The organism is Pseudarcicella hirudinis, assembly GCF_900115665.1.
GTDB classification, from domain to species: Bacteria; Bacteroidota; Bacteroidia; order Cytophagales; family Spirosomataceae; genus Pseudarcicella; species Pseudarcicella hirudinis.
Window position 1 is genome coordinate 279,184 of the sequence record NZ_FOXH01000006.1, and the last position, 18,154, is coordinate 297,337.

At 36.4% G+C, this 18,154-nt stretch carries 9 protein-coding genes; all 9 read left to right on the forward strand.

The features are described 5' to 3' along the window. The first annotated feature begins 50 nt into the window (after positions 1-50). The 9 genes from BM179_RS12940 to BM179_RS12980 all read left to right on the forward strand — a co-directional run bounded on the left by BM179_RS12940 (position 51) and on the right by BM179_RS12980 (position 17,963). Positions 51-866 carry a glycoside hydrolase family 16 protein gene (locus tag BM179_RS12940; protein ID WP_092017454.1) on the forward strand — a complete coding sequence of 272 codons (816 nt, stop codon included), beginning with the start codon at positions 51-53 and terminating at the stop codon, positions 864-866. A gap of 181 nt (positions 867-1,047) precedes the next feature. Next, complete coding sequence (locus BM179_RS12945; protein WP_092017456.1) at positions 1,048-1,647, forward strand: RNA polymerase sigma factor; 600 nt, start codon at positions 1,048-1,050, stop codon at positions 1,645-1,647. A gap of 95 nt (positions 1,648-1,742) precedes the next feature. Continuing rightward, on the forward strand, positions 1,743-2,837 hold the full coding sequence (locus BM179_RS12950) for a FecR family protein (RefSeq protein ID WP_092017457.1): 1,095 nt from the start codon (positions 1,743-1,745) through the stop codon (positions 2,835-2,837). A 143-nt stretch (positions 2,838-2,980) separates the two neighbouring features. Further along, entirely contained in the window at positions 2,981-6,502 is a 3,522-nt protein-coding gene (locus BM179_RS12955; RefSeq protein WP_218159216.1) for a SusC/RagA family TonB-linked outer membrane protein, read from the forward strand. A 21-nt stretch (positions 6,503-6,523) separates the two neighbouring features. Further along, on the forward strand, positions 6,524-8,203 hold the full coding sequence (locus BM179_RS12960) for a RagB/SusD family nutrient uptake outer membrane protein (RefSeq protein WP_092017459.1): 1,680 nt from the start codon (positions 6,524-6,526) through the stop codon (positions 8,201-8,203). A gap of 573 nt (positions 8,204-8,776) precedes the next feature. Then, positions 8,777-12,412, forward strand: a complete 3,636-nt coding sequence (locus BM179_RS12965; RefSeq protein WP_092017461.1) for a polysaccharide lyase family 8 super-sandwich domain-containing protein — start codon at positions 8,777-8,779, stop codon at positions 12,410-12,412. A gap of 78 nt (positions 12,413-12,490) precedes the next feature. Then, positions 12,491-13,501 (forward strand): glycosyltransferase family 2 protein, encoded by a 1,011-nt coding sequence (locus BM179_RS12970; protein ID WP_092017463.1) that lies wholly within the window; start codon positions 12,491-12,493, stop codon positions 13,499-13,501. Positions 13,502-13,750: 249 nt separating this feature from the next. Next, entirely contained in the window at positions 13,751-14,875 is a 1,125-nt protein-coding gene (locus BM179_RS12975) for a glycoside hydrolase family 88 protein (protein ID WP_229632947.1), read from the forward strand. Between the two features lie 31 nt (positions 14,876-14,906). Continuing rightward, entirely contained in the window at positions 14,907-17,963 is a 3,057-nt protein-coding gene (locus BM179_RS12980) for a chondroitinase family polysaccharide lyase (protein WP_092017467.1), read from the forward strand. Positions 17,964-18,154 lie beyond the last annotated feature (191 nt).

Genomic DNA, 18,154 nt, shown 5'->3' on the forward strand with positions numbered 1-18,154 from the left:
ATCTTTTCCCCGATTTTTTAGATTAGTATAAATTAAGCCCGGTTTCGATAATGAAAATCTACTTATGTCTTTATTTGTGTCTTTATTTTTTAGTTGGATGTACAAAACCCGTCGCTTCATCATTGATTTCAACACCCGGGCCTGCAAATGATTACAAACTTGTGTGGCAGGATGAGTTTGAAGGAAATAATCTTGATATTACCAGATGGAATACTGGAGCCAATATACGTGACGATGCTACTCAGACGGCCAATGCCGTGTCTGTCACTAATGGGTTACTCAACATTATAACTTATACTGAGAATGGAATAAATTATACAGGTTTTATAGATACACACGGGAAATATGAACCCGTTTTTGGTTATATAGAAGCCCGTCTTCGTTTTAAAAACAGCCCTGGTCAATGGTCTGCATTCTGGCTTCAATCTGCTAATAATAAAGCTTATGATCCTGTTGACCCTAAAAAAGGTGTTGAAATTGATATGATAGAACACAGAGCCGTTAATAATAATGGAAAAGATTTAAGCAACAGCTATGTATGTAATATACATTGGAATGGGTATACCCCCGGCCTGCACAAGACTATGGGGTCAAACGTGCTTTCACTCCCTGCCGGAGAATCGTTTTCAGATTGGCATACAGTTGGATTACTTTGGGATGCTACAGGATATCGTTTTTATATAGATAACACAATGGTTTGGAAGACAGCCAGCGGACTCTCAACTAGTAATGAATTCATAAGATTAACAAGTGAAGTTCATAATTATTATTGGGCAGGGGTTATACCGGCTACAGGATATGGTTCTAAAGGTTCAGATGCAAACCCTATCATGCAGGTTGACTGGATACGTGTGTGGCAAAAATAACGGTTTTCCTGATCCGGATAATAGATTATCTGTTCTTCGAAAAATTAATAAAAAGAAGAGACTCAGATTTGTTCGCATCACAGGTATATTTTTTAGTATTTACTAGTTCTGCAATCTTATTTTGAGTAATTTAAAAATTATATTGTCTTTAAGGTTTAATAAATCAAAATGTGTCAGACTCATGAATACAAGCCTTACAGATACCGAGCTATGGAAAGCTTTTAAGACAGGCGATAATATAGCTTTTCAGGAAATTTATGAGCGTTATTTTAAGGTGTTAAGCAGTTATGGATATCGCCTTACCAAGGATAAACTTCTGCTCGAAGATGCTATTCATGATTTGTTTCTGGAATTATGGAGGAGAAGAGATTACCTTACGGAAGTTGATAATATAAAATTTTATTTATTCCGGGCTTTACGGAATCAAATGAGCAGGAGTGCTAAAAAAGACCTTTTTGAAGATTCAGAGGATATCAATGATTTTCTGGACCATCTGGTAACTATTTCTTCCGAGCAGGAATCTATTAATCAGGAAAGCGGGGATCTTCAAACTACAAAGGTGCTTAAAGCTCTTGATAATCTTTCAAGGCGGCAGCGTGAAGTCATTCATTTGCGATTTTATCATGGATTAAGTCTGGATGAAATTGCTCAGATAACAGGTTTGACCAAGCAAGTAATCAGTAATCTTCAATATAAATCTTACGCCGTATTACGGCTTACCCTCAAAGCGCTTGCCTCATTCTTCCTATTCTTATCTGACTATGTGCTCATTATGAGATAGTTAAAAAATATTTGATTTATTTTTTATTTTTTTTGGTTAGTTTTTTTACAAAACAGCACTTGTATAAATAAGAAGCAATATAGACTTCATTAAAGATGAAATATAAATATTTTAACACAAATGATTTTCTTGGAGATGACTTGCTTATTCGTTGGGCTTTGTTTAACGAAAGCGATGCATTCTGGCAGCAATTCATGGAAATGAATCCTGACAGAAAGGAATTCATTGATGAAGCAAAACAGCTCATTCTACAAATACATCTGGCAGAAAACGAAGCAAACCCTTCTTTAAATAAAGAAGAGATCTGGGCGAGATTAAAGGAGCAGATTGATAAACCGGAAGAGTCGAAAACAGAATTGCTGAGAGAAAGAAAAGTGTTCCGGTTTCCTGTATGGCAATGGGCGGCAAGTATATCAGTAATAATAGGATTGTCAACATATTTCCTGTTTTTCAGAACGGATAAAAAAATTGATTACCAGGACCTGACGAGTATAGCAAAGGATCGATACCAATTGATTGAAAAAATTAATACAGGAGATTCTCCTTTAAAAGTAATGCTGGAAGACAGCAGTTTTATTGTACTTGGTAAAAACAGTAAAATCAGTTATCCTGTTCATTTTCAAACAGGTAAACGGGAAGTGTATTTGAGCGGAGAAGCCTTTTTTGAGGTTGCTAAAAATGCGCAAAAGCCCTTTTATGTGTATTCTAATGAATTGATTACGAGGGTTTTGGGGACTAGCTTTACGATAAAAGCTAATGAGAGTGAAGACAAGATTACTGTTGATGTAAAGACAGGAAAAGTGTCTGTTTTTAAACATAACAAAATAAATCTGATTGACCCGGAAACAAGAGGATTGGTCCTTTTGCCGAATCAGAAAGCATTATTTGACAGAGCCAATGAAAATCTGGATCGCCGGTTAGTGGAAATACCAATGCCGGTAAAACCTTTGACAGCGCGAGAAAGTAAATATTTTGAAGATGTGCCCGCCACACATCTTCTTTCAACGCTCGAAAATACCTATGGAATAAAAATTATATATAATGAAGAAACATTGTCAAAATGTATCATAACTACTACGCTTAATAATGAATCATTATATGAAATTTTAGATGTTGTTTGCAATACAATCGGAGCAACTTATAAAGAAGTAGATGCTCAAATTATTATTGAATCAAATGGTTGCAGGTAATACTGAAAACCAGAACCACCAATGTACAATAATATTAAAAATAGGGAAAAGATGCTGTAACATCATTTTCCCTAAGTTACCAGGTTGCCTGTAAGCAGCCCTGATAGTGTTTTGCCTTTTCCATAACAAAAACAGTTAAATTTATGTCAAAAACATTTACGAAAAAAGAGGTTTTCAAAATTATGAGGATCACGATATTGCAATTGATTATTGTAGTATTTCTGGGAAGCATAGCTTATGCGAGAACAACGTATGCACAGGAGCGTTTGAAAAAGAAGATTACCCTGATCTGTAAAGAAAGTAGTTTGAAAAACATTCTGAGAGATCTGGAAAAGCAGGCAGATATACAGTTTTCTTATCGGAAGGAAGTAGTGGAGTCGAATGAAAAATTTACATTTAACTTCAGAAATGAGACGCTTGAGCAGATCCTGAATCAGATACTTCTCCCTCAGAAGGTATATTACAGTATCATTAATGACAAACAATTCATTTTAAAAAAAAACAAGGTAATTGAATTTCCGGTTCAGGGTTTTCTGGAAAAGAGAGTAACGGAGATTGCAAATGAGATGGCAGGAATAACTGCTGCGGATATTACCATTAAAGGTAAAATAACTGATGCAGAAACCGGAGAGGCGTTACCAGGGGTAAGTATTTCAGTAAAAGGAACAACCAGAGGTACAAGCTCTAATGCAAACGGTGAATATTCTCTTTCTGTCCCGAATACAAAGGCTGTAATTGTATTTACATTCGTCGGGTACGGGAAACAGGAAATTCCGGTAGGAAACCGCAATCAGATAGATGTTCGTCTTAAAGCCGAAAACAAAGCGCTTGAAGAGGTTGTGGTAATTGGTTATGGGTCGCAGAAAAGAAAGGATCTGACAGGTTCTGTTGCCAGTGTAACCATGGAAGATATTAATAAAGCACCTGTTCGTTCATTCGATGAAGCTTTGGCCGGCCGTGTGGCCGGGGTTCAGGTTACATCGGCAGATGGCAGACCTGGTGGCGGAGTTGATATCGTTATCAGGGGGAATAACTCTGTTACCGGAGCAAATAGTCCTTTGTATGTTATAGATGGTTTTATAACTGAGGGGCCTAATAATAATGTGATTAATCCTGCAGATATTGCCTCTATTGATATTTTAAAAGATGCTTCGGCTACAGCTATTTATGGCGCCAGAGGAGCCAACGGTGTCGTTGTAATAACTACGAAAAAGGGAAAACAAGGTAAGCCTGTATATAGTTTTAACAGTACAATCGGGATTCAGAACAATATGAAACAAATGGCTGTATTGAGTCCGTATGAATATGTAAAATATCAATTGGAAAATGATCCTACGCTGGTTAGTACTTCGCCGTATCCTTCTCCAACAGAGATTTATCTTACCAGACCGGGAAGAACGCTTGATTATTATAAAACGGTAACCCCTATTAATTGGCAGGATTTGATTACCCGTACCGCTTTGTATAAAAATTATGATTTTGCTGTAAGAGGTGGAACAAAAAAAGTGAAATACTCCCTTTCGGCTTCGGCTACAGACCAGGATGGCATTTTGATAAATTCAGCATATGAAAGATACCAGGGGCGCGCAGTTGTTGATTATCAGGCTACCAATAAGTTAAAGATAGGTATTAATGCCAATTATAGCTTTTTGAAACAAACGGGGATTGATCCGAGCAGGGGGAACAATGGCGCTACTACGAATATTATGTCTTCGGTTTGGGGATATAAGCCATTATCAAGTGATAATAGTGATATAACTGAACAATATAGTGACCCTGATTTTAATCCGGGAAATGATTACAGAACAAATCCTATTATAGCTCTTCAACAGCTATATAATGTGACTAAAACGAATAACATTATTGCAAATGGATATATTGAGTATTTATTAGCTAAAGACTTAATATTTAGATCAACTGTCGGAATAATTGACAATAGATCAGAAAGCGGACAATTCTATAGCTCAAAAACTCAACAAGGCAGGGGAACTAACGGAGTAAATGGCAGAATTGATAATAACAATTCTACTAATTTTTTGAATGAAAATACTTTGACCTGGAATCAGCAATTGAGCCCGAAATCGAGATTAAATGTTTTGGGGGGATTTACGCTTCAAAAAACCAAGACCTGGTATTATGGTCAGGCAGCCAATCAATTGTCTGATAGCCTGGGGCTTGCCGGACTGGATAAAGGGGTTCAGCTAAGGGTAGATCCCTCTACTTCAGTATCTACAATGGCTTCTTTTTTAAGTAGAGTAAATTATACGCTTGCCTCAAAATATATACTTACGGCCTCGTTCAGAGCTGATGGTTCTTCTAAATTTCCTCCGGAAAATCATTGGGGATATTTTCCTTCAGGAGCCGTTGCCTGGAACTTTAGCCAGGAAAATTTCCTGAAAAATTCCAAAAGTATATCAGATGGTAAACTACGTTTTAGTTATGGGCAAACCGGTAATAATCGCATAGGAGATTTTGATTATCTTACAAGGTACTTCAATCCGATAGGGAATAGCTATGTGGTAAACAATCAATATGTACAGGGGATCGTGCCCACCAGACTCGGAAATTCAGATTTAAAATGGGAAACTACAGAACAAATAAATGCAGGGATTGATTTAGGGTTCTTTAAACAAAGAATCATGTTAACCATAGATGTTTATAAAAAAACAACCAGAGATTTATTATTGAATACCCCACTTCCGACTTCAGTAGGATTTAATACAGCACAAAAAAATATTGGGAGTGTTCAAAATAAAGGACTGGAAGTTACTTTGACGACACAAAATATTAATACCAAGGATTTTACATGGACTACCAGTGCTAATATATCTTTTAATAGTAATAAATTACTTGCTTTAGCAGAGGGACAAACAGACTTACAGACAGCTGTAGCTTGGGACAATAACGTTACTTATCCCGGCTATATTGCAAAAGTAGGAGAGCCATTAGGGCAAATGTATGGTTTTCAGTGGTTAGGTACTTATAAATATGACGATTTTAATACTTCGGTTAATAGCAGCGGAGCAACTGTTTATACTCTAAAACCTGAAATTGCAACGAATGGAAATGTAAGGGCAAATATCAAGCCTGGTGATATCAAATATAAAGATATAAATGGTGATGGGATTGTCAATGCAAAGGATTATACTGTAATAGGCAATGGTTTACCGATTCATACAGGTGGAATTTCCAATAATTTCACATATAAAGGTTTTGATTTAAATGTCTTCTTTCAGTGGTCATATGGTAATAATCTTATGAATGTTAACCGTATTATGTTTGAAGGAGCTGTCGGAGCAAGTAAGAACCAATTTGCAAGCTATGCAAATCGTTGGACTCCGGACAATCCGACCTCTGATATTCCACGTGTTGGAGGTACTAATGGTATTGCTGCCGGATATTCGTCCAGGACTGTTGAAGACGGGTCGTATCTAAGATTAAAAACCGTTGCGTTAGGATATAACGTTGATTCAAAGTTTACAAGGAGATTGCACCTTAAATCATTGAGATTCTTTGTTTCAGGACAGAATTTAGTGACCTGGACCAATTATTCAGGCATGGATCCTGAGGTAAATACGTACAGGTCTGTATTAACTCCCGGATTTGATTTTTCTGCTTACCCTCGTGCACGGACTTTTGCCTTTGGGATAAACGTTACTTTTTAATAACATTTAAATCACTTTCGAATGAAAAAGATATATATAATATTGGTTTTACTGAGTTTTATTACCAGTTCCTGTGAAGATTATTTAAATACCAAACCAATTGATAAAATTGGGTTAGAACAATATTATACCGATGAGGCAGGTCTGACAAGTGTTTTATACGGGGTATATGATCCGCTAGGTTCAGGTAGTTTATATGGTAATAAATTATGGTTGGTATTAGAAGCATGCACAGATGAGGGATATTATGCTCGTAGTGCTCAAACAACAGGACCACAGGTTTATGTTTATGACGCAAGCGATGCGGATGTTTCAAATTTATGGACTGCCCTTTATGTGGGTATTGAGAGAGCCAATGATTTAATAGCTAATATCAATGTGCCGAAAATGGATGAGACTATCAGACAACAGATATTAGGAGAAGCTTTGTTTTTAAGAGGATATTACTATTTTTTGCTGGTAAGTAGATTCGGGGATGTACCAATAAGACTAAGCCCTACAACAAGTCCTAACGGAGTTAGATTGGCTAAATCACCTGCTGCTGATGTTTATGCCCAGGTATTGAGAGATATGAAAGATGCGGAAGGTAAAGTTCGTCAGGCTAAATGGGATAATTCCGCCCGTATTTCAAAAACAGTAGTTCAGGGGATTCTCGCAAGGGTATATTTGCAAATGGCGGGTTATCCTTTGATGGATGTTGCAAAATATGCTGATGCATTAGCATATTCAAAAAAAGTGATTGATTCCGGCGAACGGGATTTAAATGTTAGTTATAATACCGATCCTTTTTTCAATAGTTTTAATGAAACAGTACCATCTATTCCAGCGAATTCTAACAATGCATACCGTCAGATATTTATCGATGCAGGACAAGAAACTAATGATACAAAAGAGATTTTATGGGAAATTGAATTCAAAGGAAATCAGACAGATGGATATAGTGAGAGGGGAGGTTTAGGAGCTCAGAATGGCATTACATTTACAAATGTTGCTTACACACCGACTGTAGGATATTCATATGGTTTCCACAAATGTACAGGACGATTATTCAATAAGTATGATGCTTCAGGACTAGATTTACGTCGTGATTGGATTTTAGCAAACTATAGCCTTAATGTTGTTGGCACAGCAGTAGTAAGGGTTGCTAACACGGCTAAGACCCAACCTTATGGTAGAGATTGTGCCAAATGGAAAAGGGAATATGAAAAGATAATACCTAAAGCTAAAAATGATTCAGAAATTGATTTTCCTCTCTTGAGATATGCAGATGTTCTTTTAATGTATGCAGAAGCTGATAACCAGGTAAATGGTTCTCCCAGTTCTTTAGCTATTGAATGTGTTAACAAAGTCCGTCGCAGAGCGTATGGACGAACGAATGTCTCATTACCGTATCCGACATCCGATGCTGCTACCACAGCAGCAGCAACTTCTAAAGCCTCTTTCCAATTATTTATTGAAGATGAGCGTATGCGTGAATTATGCTTTGAAGATGTGCGTAAAATGGATTTAATTCGTTGGAATAAATTTATTTCTACGATGAAGTCTGTCAGTAGTGAAATCAGAACGCAGACGCTAAGTCCAAGCCAGCAATATGGAGCTTTAGGGGGAGAAAGCGTTGGGACAAAACATTTATTGTTCCCAATTCCTTCTGTAGAAACAACCTCTAATCCTTTGATAACGGAAAACAATCCGGGCTGGTAACATATTAAACACCTCATTCTGGAACAGTCTTTCTGTTGCATGCCGCCACAGCACAGAAAGACAATGTAAAGAACCATTCACTTTTGCCAGAAATAAAAAATATTCGGCAGTTTCATTTCTGTCAGGAAGCTATATCAATTTTTGGAGAAAGCAATTCATTCAAATGCAAAGCATTGACCATTTCACGGTGATAGTAATGCTGATTCCGATGTTTATTGGTAATGTATAGTAACACTATTTATTTCTGCAATATATATTAATAAGCCTCCTTAGATGAGATTTGGCTATAAATGGACTCTATTAAATTCAAAACAAACACACCAGGAGTGAGAAGAGAGTAGTCGTGCAAAATATATCAGATTTTATCGCCATTTTCTTTCATATATAAAAAATACAGCTACTCTTTGTAATTTTCATGACTTGTAATATCACTATAACAGCACCAATCATGAATAAAAGTTAGGACTACCGTTCAGCAATTTGAACAAGGCTCCGCTCAATATGCCTAAAAGCATCAGGCTTTATTTTGAGTTTAGTTTAAATAGATTATGAAAACTTTAACTTTCTAAAACAATGAAGACTAAAATTACGCTGTTACTCATTTATGTGTTTTTAATTTCAAATAGAATCAATGCCCAGATTACTATAGATACACAAGGGTTTAATTGGTCAAAAATTGAAGATACCACTCCTATAGCTCTGGACTACACCGATGCTGACAATGGTGATGGTCTTAATGATGGAGCAATGCTCCTTAAATCAAGCGCAAGTACACCGGCATTACAAGGATTGCAGTATTTATTATCAGGAAGTCCGCTTACTGGTGAACAAATTAATCTCGAAGCAAAATATTATCAAGTAGGTTCGTCGTATCTAAAATTAAAAATGCAGGTTTATGATGTAACAGATAATGTTGTTTTAGGAGAATCGGCTGTGCTTACCACTAGTTCAGGAGTCGTTGGAACAGCTACTTTGTTGTATACATTTACCGCTTCTAGTGTTGGGGATCAAATTATTGTTCGATTTGTTCGTGCAGATGACTTGAATCCTGTTCGCCAAGCTGCTATAGATTATCTAAAGGTAAACGGGCAATTTATTAGTATGCAGGCACCACCGATAGCCTTTGATGTAAGCGATTTTGCCTGGTCAAAAATTGGAGATGTAACTCCGGTATCTATCGTTAAAACGGATGCCGATAATGGTGATGGTCTTAATGATGGAGCTGTGCTCATTAAAGGGACTGCCACGACGCCCGCTTTACAAGGAATACAATATTTATTGGGAGGAACTCCTTTCGCCAATGGACAAATTAATCTTGAAGTAAAATATTGGCAAACAGCCTCGTCATATTGTAAATTCAAAATGCAGGTTTATAATGTAACGGACAATGTTGTTTTGGCTGAAACAGCAGCTGTTACCACTGGTTCAGGGGTTGTTGGCACGCTTACTTTATCTTATGTTTTTACCACTTCGAGTTCAGGGGATCAAATTGCGGTACGATTTGTTCGTACAGATGATTTGAATACAGCACGTCAGGCGGGGTTAGACTATGTAAAGGTAAATGGACAATTTATTAATATGCTTCCGGTATGTAAACCAACCTTTAATTTTGATTTGCCACTTACCACGGCTACTACTTCAGAAATTAGCGATTTAAATACAATCCGTGCGAATTTGTCTAATCAAATTTTAGGAACAGCAGCTCCTTCTGCAACTGCTTTAAATAATGCCATTGCTGCATATAATGCTTTAAATATTACCATAACAGGAAATACTATAACAGGAAATCCGATAACCAGTACCTCACAAATTGGTTTCTTAAAGACGTTTGCACAATATTTGAAATTTAGCCCCACTGATACCAGTGTAAGTAATATGGCGATGAAAGCCGTTTGGTATGCGACAGATCAAAATTGTAATAAGACCAATACGGCGTTAACATTTTATAACTATCCTACATTATCTCGCGCTGTAGTGTTTCTCAACAGTTTCCTCTCTGATAAGGTAAAAAATATGTTTGGTAATACTCTTCAAACTGAGACCGATTCGTTCAAATATCTTTTTGATCCCAATTACGATTTCAATACCATTCAAACGAATGGTGCAATTTTAACTGATATAATGTACCTGGATATAGATGTGTTATTTGCTTATGCTGATTGGTTTAAGACTGATGATGAAAAAGTACGGTATTTTAAAACAGCTAAAAGATTTCTTGACCGTTTCTTGATATACACTCCTGGCACAAATGATGGTTTAAAAAAAGATGGTTTAGGAAACCATCACAATAACAGTTATGATGGTTATATGTATGCTTATAGTACAGTTTCGGCAGCTATTAAATCTTTAGAGGGTACCAGTTTTCAAATTGATCAGTCTTCTTATTTTAGATTTAGAGATGCGGTTTATGCCCAGACTATGTATTCTAACGATGCAGGGGTAAAACCTTTTGCAATGGCTGGAAGAAATCCGCAAACTAAAACGACCACATTATCATCCGGCACTTTAGCTAATCTTGCTATATCCGGGGGTAAAATTTTAGGGTTAAGTAGTGCAGATTCTGTTTTGGCTGGAATTTACAATAGAAGATATGGTGTTAATAATAATTTTAACAACAGTACTGTTACACCATTTGAGGAAGGTTATATCCAGTTTAACTACGGGAATTTAGGGGTATATAGGAAAAATAACTGGGTTGCATCGATGAAAGGACAATCCGATGTGTTATGGGGTTCTGAGATTTATGCAAGTCAAAATAGATTTGGTAGATACCAAAGTTACGGGGCATTGGAAATTATATATCCCGGAAATGCCACTACAGGAAATGGATATGACGTAGTAGGGTGGGACTGGAATTATAATCCGGGGACAACAACGATAGTATTGCCTTGGAGTAAATTGCATGCTGAAAGAGAGCGGATTGACGAAAAAAACACTTACGGCTTTGCTGGGGCTTTAGTATTAGGTCAAGCAAATAAAAGTGTTCTGTCAAAAAACATAGGACAATCCGGATTGTTTGCCATGAAATTTAAAGAACTGAGTAATGTAGGATTTGGCATTACTTATAGTCCAAATACTCATAATAATACTTTTGAATTTAATAAAACTTATTTTGCCGTAGATGATTTTATTATTTGTTTAGCCAATGGTATTAAAAATAATGATGCTACTAATCCAACGGTAACAACTTTATTCCAAAGGCTTAATAATAACTCAACAGATGTTTTGGTAAATGGTGATATAAAAACCAATCAAAGTACAGATTCATTTGCAGATAGTTCTCCTAACTGGATTATTGATAATTACAACACCGGATACTACATTTTACCCAATTCTGGTGCTCTGAAAATCAGAAATTCTGTACAAACCACGCCTTATCAGAATCAGATTGCTCCTACTGATTCTACTATAGCAAGCAATTCGTCAAACAATTACCATCTCGCCTATCTGGATCATGGAGTTGCTCCGACGAACAGTTCATATGAATTCGTTTGTATACCTTCAGCTAGTACCTCAAGAATGACAACATTTGCTCAACAAATGCAATCTGCTGATAAGCCATATAGCGTTTATCAAAATAATGCTAACCAACAGATAATCGAACACAAAGCCTCTAAAACCTGGGCATATGCTTTGCCCGCTGCCAATGCTACAATTACTGATGGATTGCTTAAAGCAAACGACTCTCCTTGTTTAGTTATGTATAAAGTCCTGAATGAGAGTTCTTCAGAAATAATTCTTTCAGTTAGTAATCCAGATATGGGAGCTACGCCATCAACAGCGAAAACTATTACTTTGACCTTAAATGATCAATGGAATGTATCGTTGGCAAATCCTAATGTCAGCATTGGTTCAGCTTCAGCCTCCGGAACAACAGTTTCGTTTACAGTTGCAGATGGATTTCCAGTTGAAATAAAACTGGTACGTAATCAGGAGACATTGGGTACAACATCTCAGCAGAAAGAGACCAATGCGGTAAAAGTGTTCCCTAATCCGAGCAACAGCGAATTTGAAGTACAACTACCGGATAATGTGAACAGGCAGGCACAAATGTGGATAACCGATGTCGCTGGTCGTTTAATCAGAACGATTTCTCAAACTACAGACGATGCAGTTAGGTTCGGAGGAGATCTTCACACAGGAGTCTATTTCTTACAAGTGGTTATAGGAGGTAAACGTACAGCAATCAAGTTTATTAAACTTGAATAAAATAACCTTCGGGATTCATGCCAGCTGGCATGAATCCCGAATTACCAATTACCAAACTTTTGATGCAAATTATGACCCATGAATAAGGATTTTAAAATATCTGTTGTTATACCCACCTTCAATGAAGTGAGCAATATCGGGATGCTTGTTTCAAAAGCACTCCCCATACTGGAGAATTATGCTGAGTATGAGATGATTTTTATTGATGACGGAAGTACAGATGGCTCTCTTGCCGTATTAAAAAGACTCCATGAACTGAATGAAAATATAAAATATGTATCTTTTTCACGCAATTTCGGTCATCAGATGGCTTTGAGAGCGGGGATTGATTATGCTACAGGTGATTGTATCATTACGATGGATGCCGACCTACAACACCCACCTGAAATGATTCCGGGATTTGTGGAAAAATGGATGGAAGGCTATGAGATTGTTTACACGGTGCGAGAGGAAAGTGATGATGAAACATATTTTAAGAAAATATCCTCTTCTTTTTTCTATCAGGTAATCAAATTCGTTACAGATATTCCGATTGAGAAAGGAGCCGCTGATTTCAGATTGATAGATAGAAAAGTGGCTGATTATATCATTCAGCTGAAAGAAAAGGATTTATTTCTGAGAGGAGTTATACCCTGGCTTGGGTTTAAACAATATAGAATAGACTATACTCCTGCAGTGAGGTATTCAGGTAAAACCAAATACTCCTTGAAAAAGATGCTTACACTTGCAGCGACGGGAATAACGTCTTTCTCAACCAAGCCTTTGTATATGTCAGCATTTCTCGGGTTTCTGATGGTTGGTATTTCGGCATTTTATGGGCTTTATGCTCTTTTTCAACATTTGTTTAACCATAATGTTATTACAGGCTGGGCTTCGATTATCATTTTTACGAGTTTAATAGGCGGGATTCAGTTAATGATGATAGGAGTAATCGGCATTTATCTGGGGAAGATTTTTCAGGAAATGAAAGGGAGGCCGGGTTATGTTATACAGGATTATGCAGGATTTGTAAGAGGAAAACAGGTTTTCAGCAATTCCGAAAAATATAATTACCGTAATCATAATAAAGGATACAAGGGGATTAATTAAAAGGTTTCTCTGTTTCCGGATATTCAATGCTAATCATTTAAAGCTGTTATTATCATAGATTTAGGCTGCTGTCTATATTTCCAATATTATATATATTTTGAATCTGATTCCTCCTACAGAAATAATGTCTGATAAATTGACAAGGCAAAACAAGAAAAAATGAAAAGAATTAAATACCTGCTAATATTATTGTCCTTCTGTTGTTTATCATCTTTTGCACAGAAAGATAATAGAAAGGATCGTTTGGCAATGAAAAAAATGATTCATGATGATTTTGAATTTGCTGCAAAGCAAATTCAAAATTTAGAGAAAGCTACTCCCTTGAATAAAATGCCAAGAACATTTGAGGACAACCGAAATATTAGTTCCGATGTTTATTGGTGGTGTAGTGGCTTTTATCCGGGATCACTTTTGTATATCTATGAATATACCCGAAAACCATGGATACTTGATAAAGCCCAAAAAAGACTGGCAATTTTAGATACAGTAAAATATTTCACTAAAAACCATGATCTGGGGTTTATGATGTTTTGCAGTTTTGGAAACGCCTATCGATTGACAAAAAATGAAGAATATAAAAAAGTAATTCTTCAATCGGCTAAATCATTGGCAACCAGGTATCGTCCAAATGCCAAAGTTATTCAGTCATGGGAAATTACTGATGGCGCACTTAAACAAAAAGGTTTTGTTGGCCCGGTTATAATTGACAATATGATGAATATAGAGATGCTGGAATGGGCAAGCCGAAATAGCAGAGATAAAAGCTTTGCAAACATCGCAGAAGCTCATGCGAACAGTACGATAAAAAATCACTTCAGGCCGGATTACAGCAGTTACCATGTGTTGGATTATGATTTGAATACCGGTGAAGTCAGAAAGAAAGTTACATCTCAAGGTTATGCAGATTCGAGTGCGTGGAGCAGAGGGCAGGGATGGGCATTGTACGGTTATACTATGATGTATCGTTTTACCAAAAATCCTGCTTATCTGAAACAAGCTCAAGGGGTTGCAAAATTCATTTTGAACAATCCCAATTTACCGGCAGATAAGGTTCCGTATTGGGATTTTGACGCACCAATAACCCCAACTACTTTGCGGGACGTTTCGGCGGCTTCTGTTTACGCCTCAGCCTTGTTAGAATTAGGACAATATACTTCGGGGAAGGAAAAACAAAACTACATTGATGTTGCCAAAACCATTCTGAAGTCTTTGTCAACTCCAAAGTATAGAGCAAAACCGGGAGCTAATGGAGGTTATTTATTGATGCATAGTGTAGGCTCAATTCCGCATAATTCAGAAGTAGATACACCACTCACTTATGCCGATTATTATTTTTTAGAAGCATTATTGCGATATAAAAAATGGTATTTATAGCCTAAGCAAAGAATCAAAATGAGTAAAAGAAATGAAAATAGTTAATAAGTTCCTTGTAATGCCCTTTCTGTTAACAGGATTTTTAAGTTTTTCACAAATAAAAAATAACCATCCTGCCAGAGAATCGTTTGAGAATGAGACGTCCATAATTCATTTCAAAAAGGATAATTCAAGCGAATTATCTATAAGTAATAAACATTATCAGTTTGGAAAGTCATCGCTGAAATGGGAATGGACTAAAGGAGGTTTTTTTGAAACTTCTGATTTTAGAATTTTAACTAAAAAAGAAAGCCCGCTTTCTTACGGAGATTTCTTTCCAGCAAGCCCGACTTTGGTGATTTCTTTGTACAATGAAAAAGCACAGGAAGATACGATCAAAATTTCTTTTGAAAAAGCAGGTAAAGAAGAGGTTTGGTTTCCGGTTAAATTAGATTTTACAGGTTGGCGAACGATTAGAGTTCCTTTTTTCGAAATGAGTGGCAATGCCCCCAAAAAGGAGGATGAGATAGCTTATGATACCTTCCGGGTAAGCAGTAGTACTGCTAAAAGTAAAGGGGAATTGTTCTTTGATGATATTGTGTTTTCTCAATATATGGATGACCGTCATCCTTATCCCGATGTAATGGTTCCTTTTATTAAACGGGATAGACAAAATGGAGAAGATCATTGGATGCCTTTGACTAGAAACATGCAACGAATTTACGATCTATCGTTGAAGTCGGTTTCTGAGACTAAGAAAAAGGATCTGGCCCTTATTGAAAAGCGCTTGGATGATACTTTTATTAAAGATGGAGGAAAGAATAATAACCTATCAAAGGCAAAAGAAGAATACGCCAGATTAAAGTTAGTGAAGAGCGAGACAGTTTTAGGTCCACCTTTAACTTTTGTAATTGATGAAGTGTATTTTGATAAAGAAGATGTTAATCGTAAAAGTTATAATAGTGTAAGTGATTTTGGTAAATCCTTAAAGCAAATAGCAAATTATTATCTTCAAAGTACTGATGAGAATAGAATTGAAATAGAAGATCTGTTTATTACATCAACCCGCTACTTTTTAGACCAGGGATGGCAAGAGGGTACGTCGGGTGGAACACGACACCATATCGGTTATGCTTTACGGGAGCTTGTAGATGCATTTTATATGATGAGAGCTCCATTAAAAAAAGCAGGATTGTTAAATGAGGTCGGAAATAGTTTGCAGTGGGTTTTTAATCTTGGCAAAGTTCTGGGACCGGAAAATGAATTTGAAGCTAATATTGATTATTTTAATACTCAGTCTTTCTATCATTTAAAATTGATTTTTATGTCTGATAATGCTGAAAAGCAAGCGGCTTTATTAGACGGATATTCTAATTATATTTCAAAAACCTTAACTCAGAATAATGAGTTAGGCGTGTTCAAAATAGATGGTACATCATGGCACCATGGTGGACATTATCCTGCTTATGGAATGGGGGCTTTTGCAAGTGTACCTCAGTTGATTTTTATACTTTCCGGAACTCAGTTTAGAATTGACGAGGCCGGGCATAAGAATTTTAAGAAATCATTATTAACAACGCGATTGTATAGCCAGCTGCTGGATTTCGGTTTTGGAAATGCTGGACGCCATCCATTTGAAGATAATTCTATTAAATCATTAAAAAAATCATTTTTGCTGATGGCCCGTTCAGGAAATCCTGATGGAACTTCGAAAATAGATAAAGAAGTAGCTTCTGCTTATTTAAGATTATGGGGAGATCAGGATAAAGTAAATAGTAAGGAATTTAAAAGTTTATATGCCGTTGGGGAAGATATATTGCCAGGTTATCACGTGCTTCCTTATGCTGCAACGGCAATTCATAGAAGGAATAATTGGGCTGCCATTATAAAAGGCTACAGTAAATATGTTTGGTCGTCAGAAATATATGTCGATGCTAATAGATATGGAAGATACCCTTCAAATGGAAGTATTCAGATAAATAATATAGGCGGTGATGCAGCCAGTGGTTTTAAACAAGAAGGTTGGGATTGGAATCGCTATCCCGGAACAACCGTTATTGATCTTCCCTTTAAAGAATTGGAGCCGAATACCGAATTAATAATGTTCCGGTCAGATGAAACGTTTGCAGGTGCCGTGACTTTGGGCAATAATGGAGTTTTTGGCATGAAATTGAATGAAGCCAAAGGTTCGAATGCAGACGGGACAAGAGAAAATATAGGATTCCCAGGAAAATTGAAGGCTAATAAATCTGTGTTTTCTTTTGGGGATAAATTAATATGTATTGGTACCGGAATTTCAAGTATTGACACTATACATCCGGTTCAAACTAATTTGTTTCAGAATTTTTTAGGAGATACTTCAATGCCTGTTTTTTCATCTGAAAATAAGAGCATTTCGACGTTCCCTTACCAATCATCAATGGAGGTGACCGGCAATTCGGGTAAATGGTTGATTGATGCTTATCAAAACGGATATTATATTTTATCTTCTGATAAAATTGAAATAAGAAGACAATCTCAGAAATCTTACAATAACGCCTATTCTGTTAATACAGGTAAAATGAATCCTAAAGCAAAGAATGACACTGTGACAAAAGGTGACTATGCTTCTGCCTGGATAGAACATAAAAAGGCCCCCAAAGAAGCTTCCTATAAGTATGTTATTTATCCGGGACTCCAAAGAGATGCCGTCAATTCTTTTGAAAATAAAGTTAAGAATGATAAATCATATCAAGTCATAAGAGCAGATAATGTGGCTCATATTGTAAAAGATAATGAGACATCCACGACAGGATTTGTAATATTTGATACAGCTAAAGAATTAGATGACGCCATTTTAGAAAGTGTTTCTGTGCCTTCACTTGTGATGATTAAGAATGAAGCAACAACTATTACGATAAGTGCGGTGCAACCTGATCTTAATTTTGTAGAAAAAGATAAAAAGTTTAATAACTACAGTATGCCAGTTGAATTGACGATTACTTTGAAAGGAAAGTGGAAATTAAAGCAAAACTTGATGGTAAAATCTATTTGGGTTGCTGGAAATAATACTGTAATAACGATGGAGTGCAGACACGGATTTTCTAATCAGATTGATTTAATGAAGTAAGGCTATGATAGTCAGTTATTCTGATTGTTTTTTAAGAAATGCGCTAATGAATGAAAATAGATTTATGAAACACGCATTTTTGATTTTTTAGGACTCATGTTAATTGTAGCTCAATCTGCATCAGCACAAGAAGAGTTAACGGATTTGTTAACATTAAAGGAAACCACTAAGAATGAATTTTTTCAGAATCA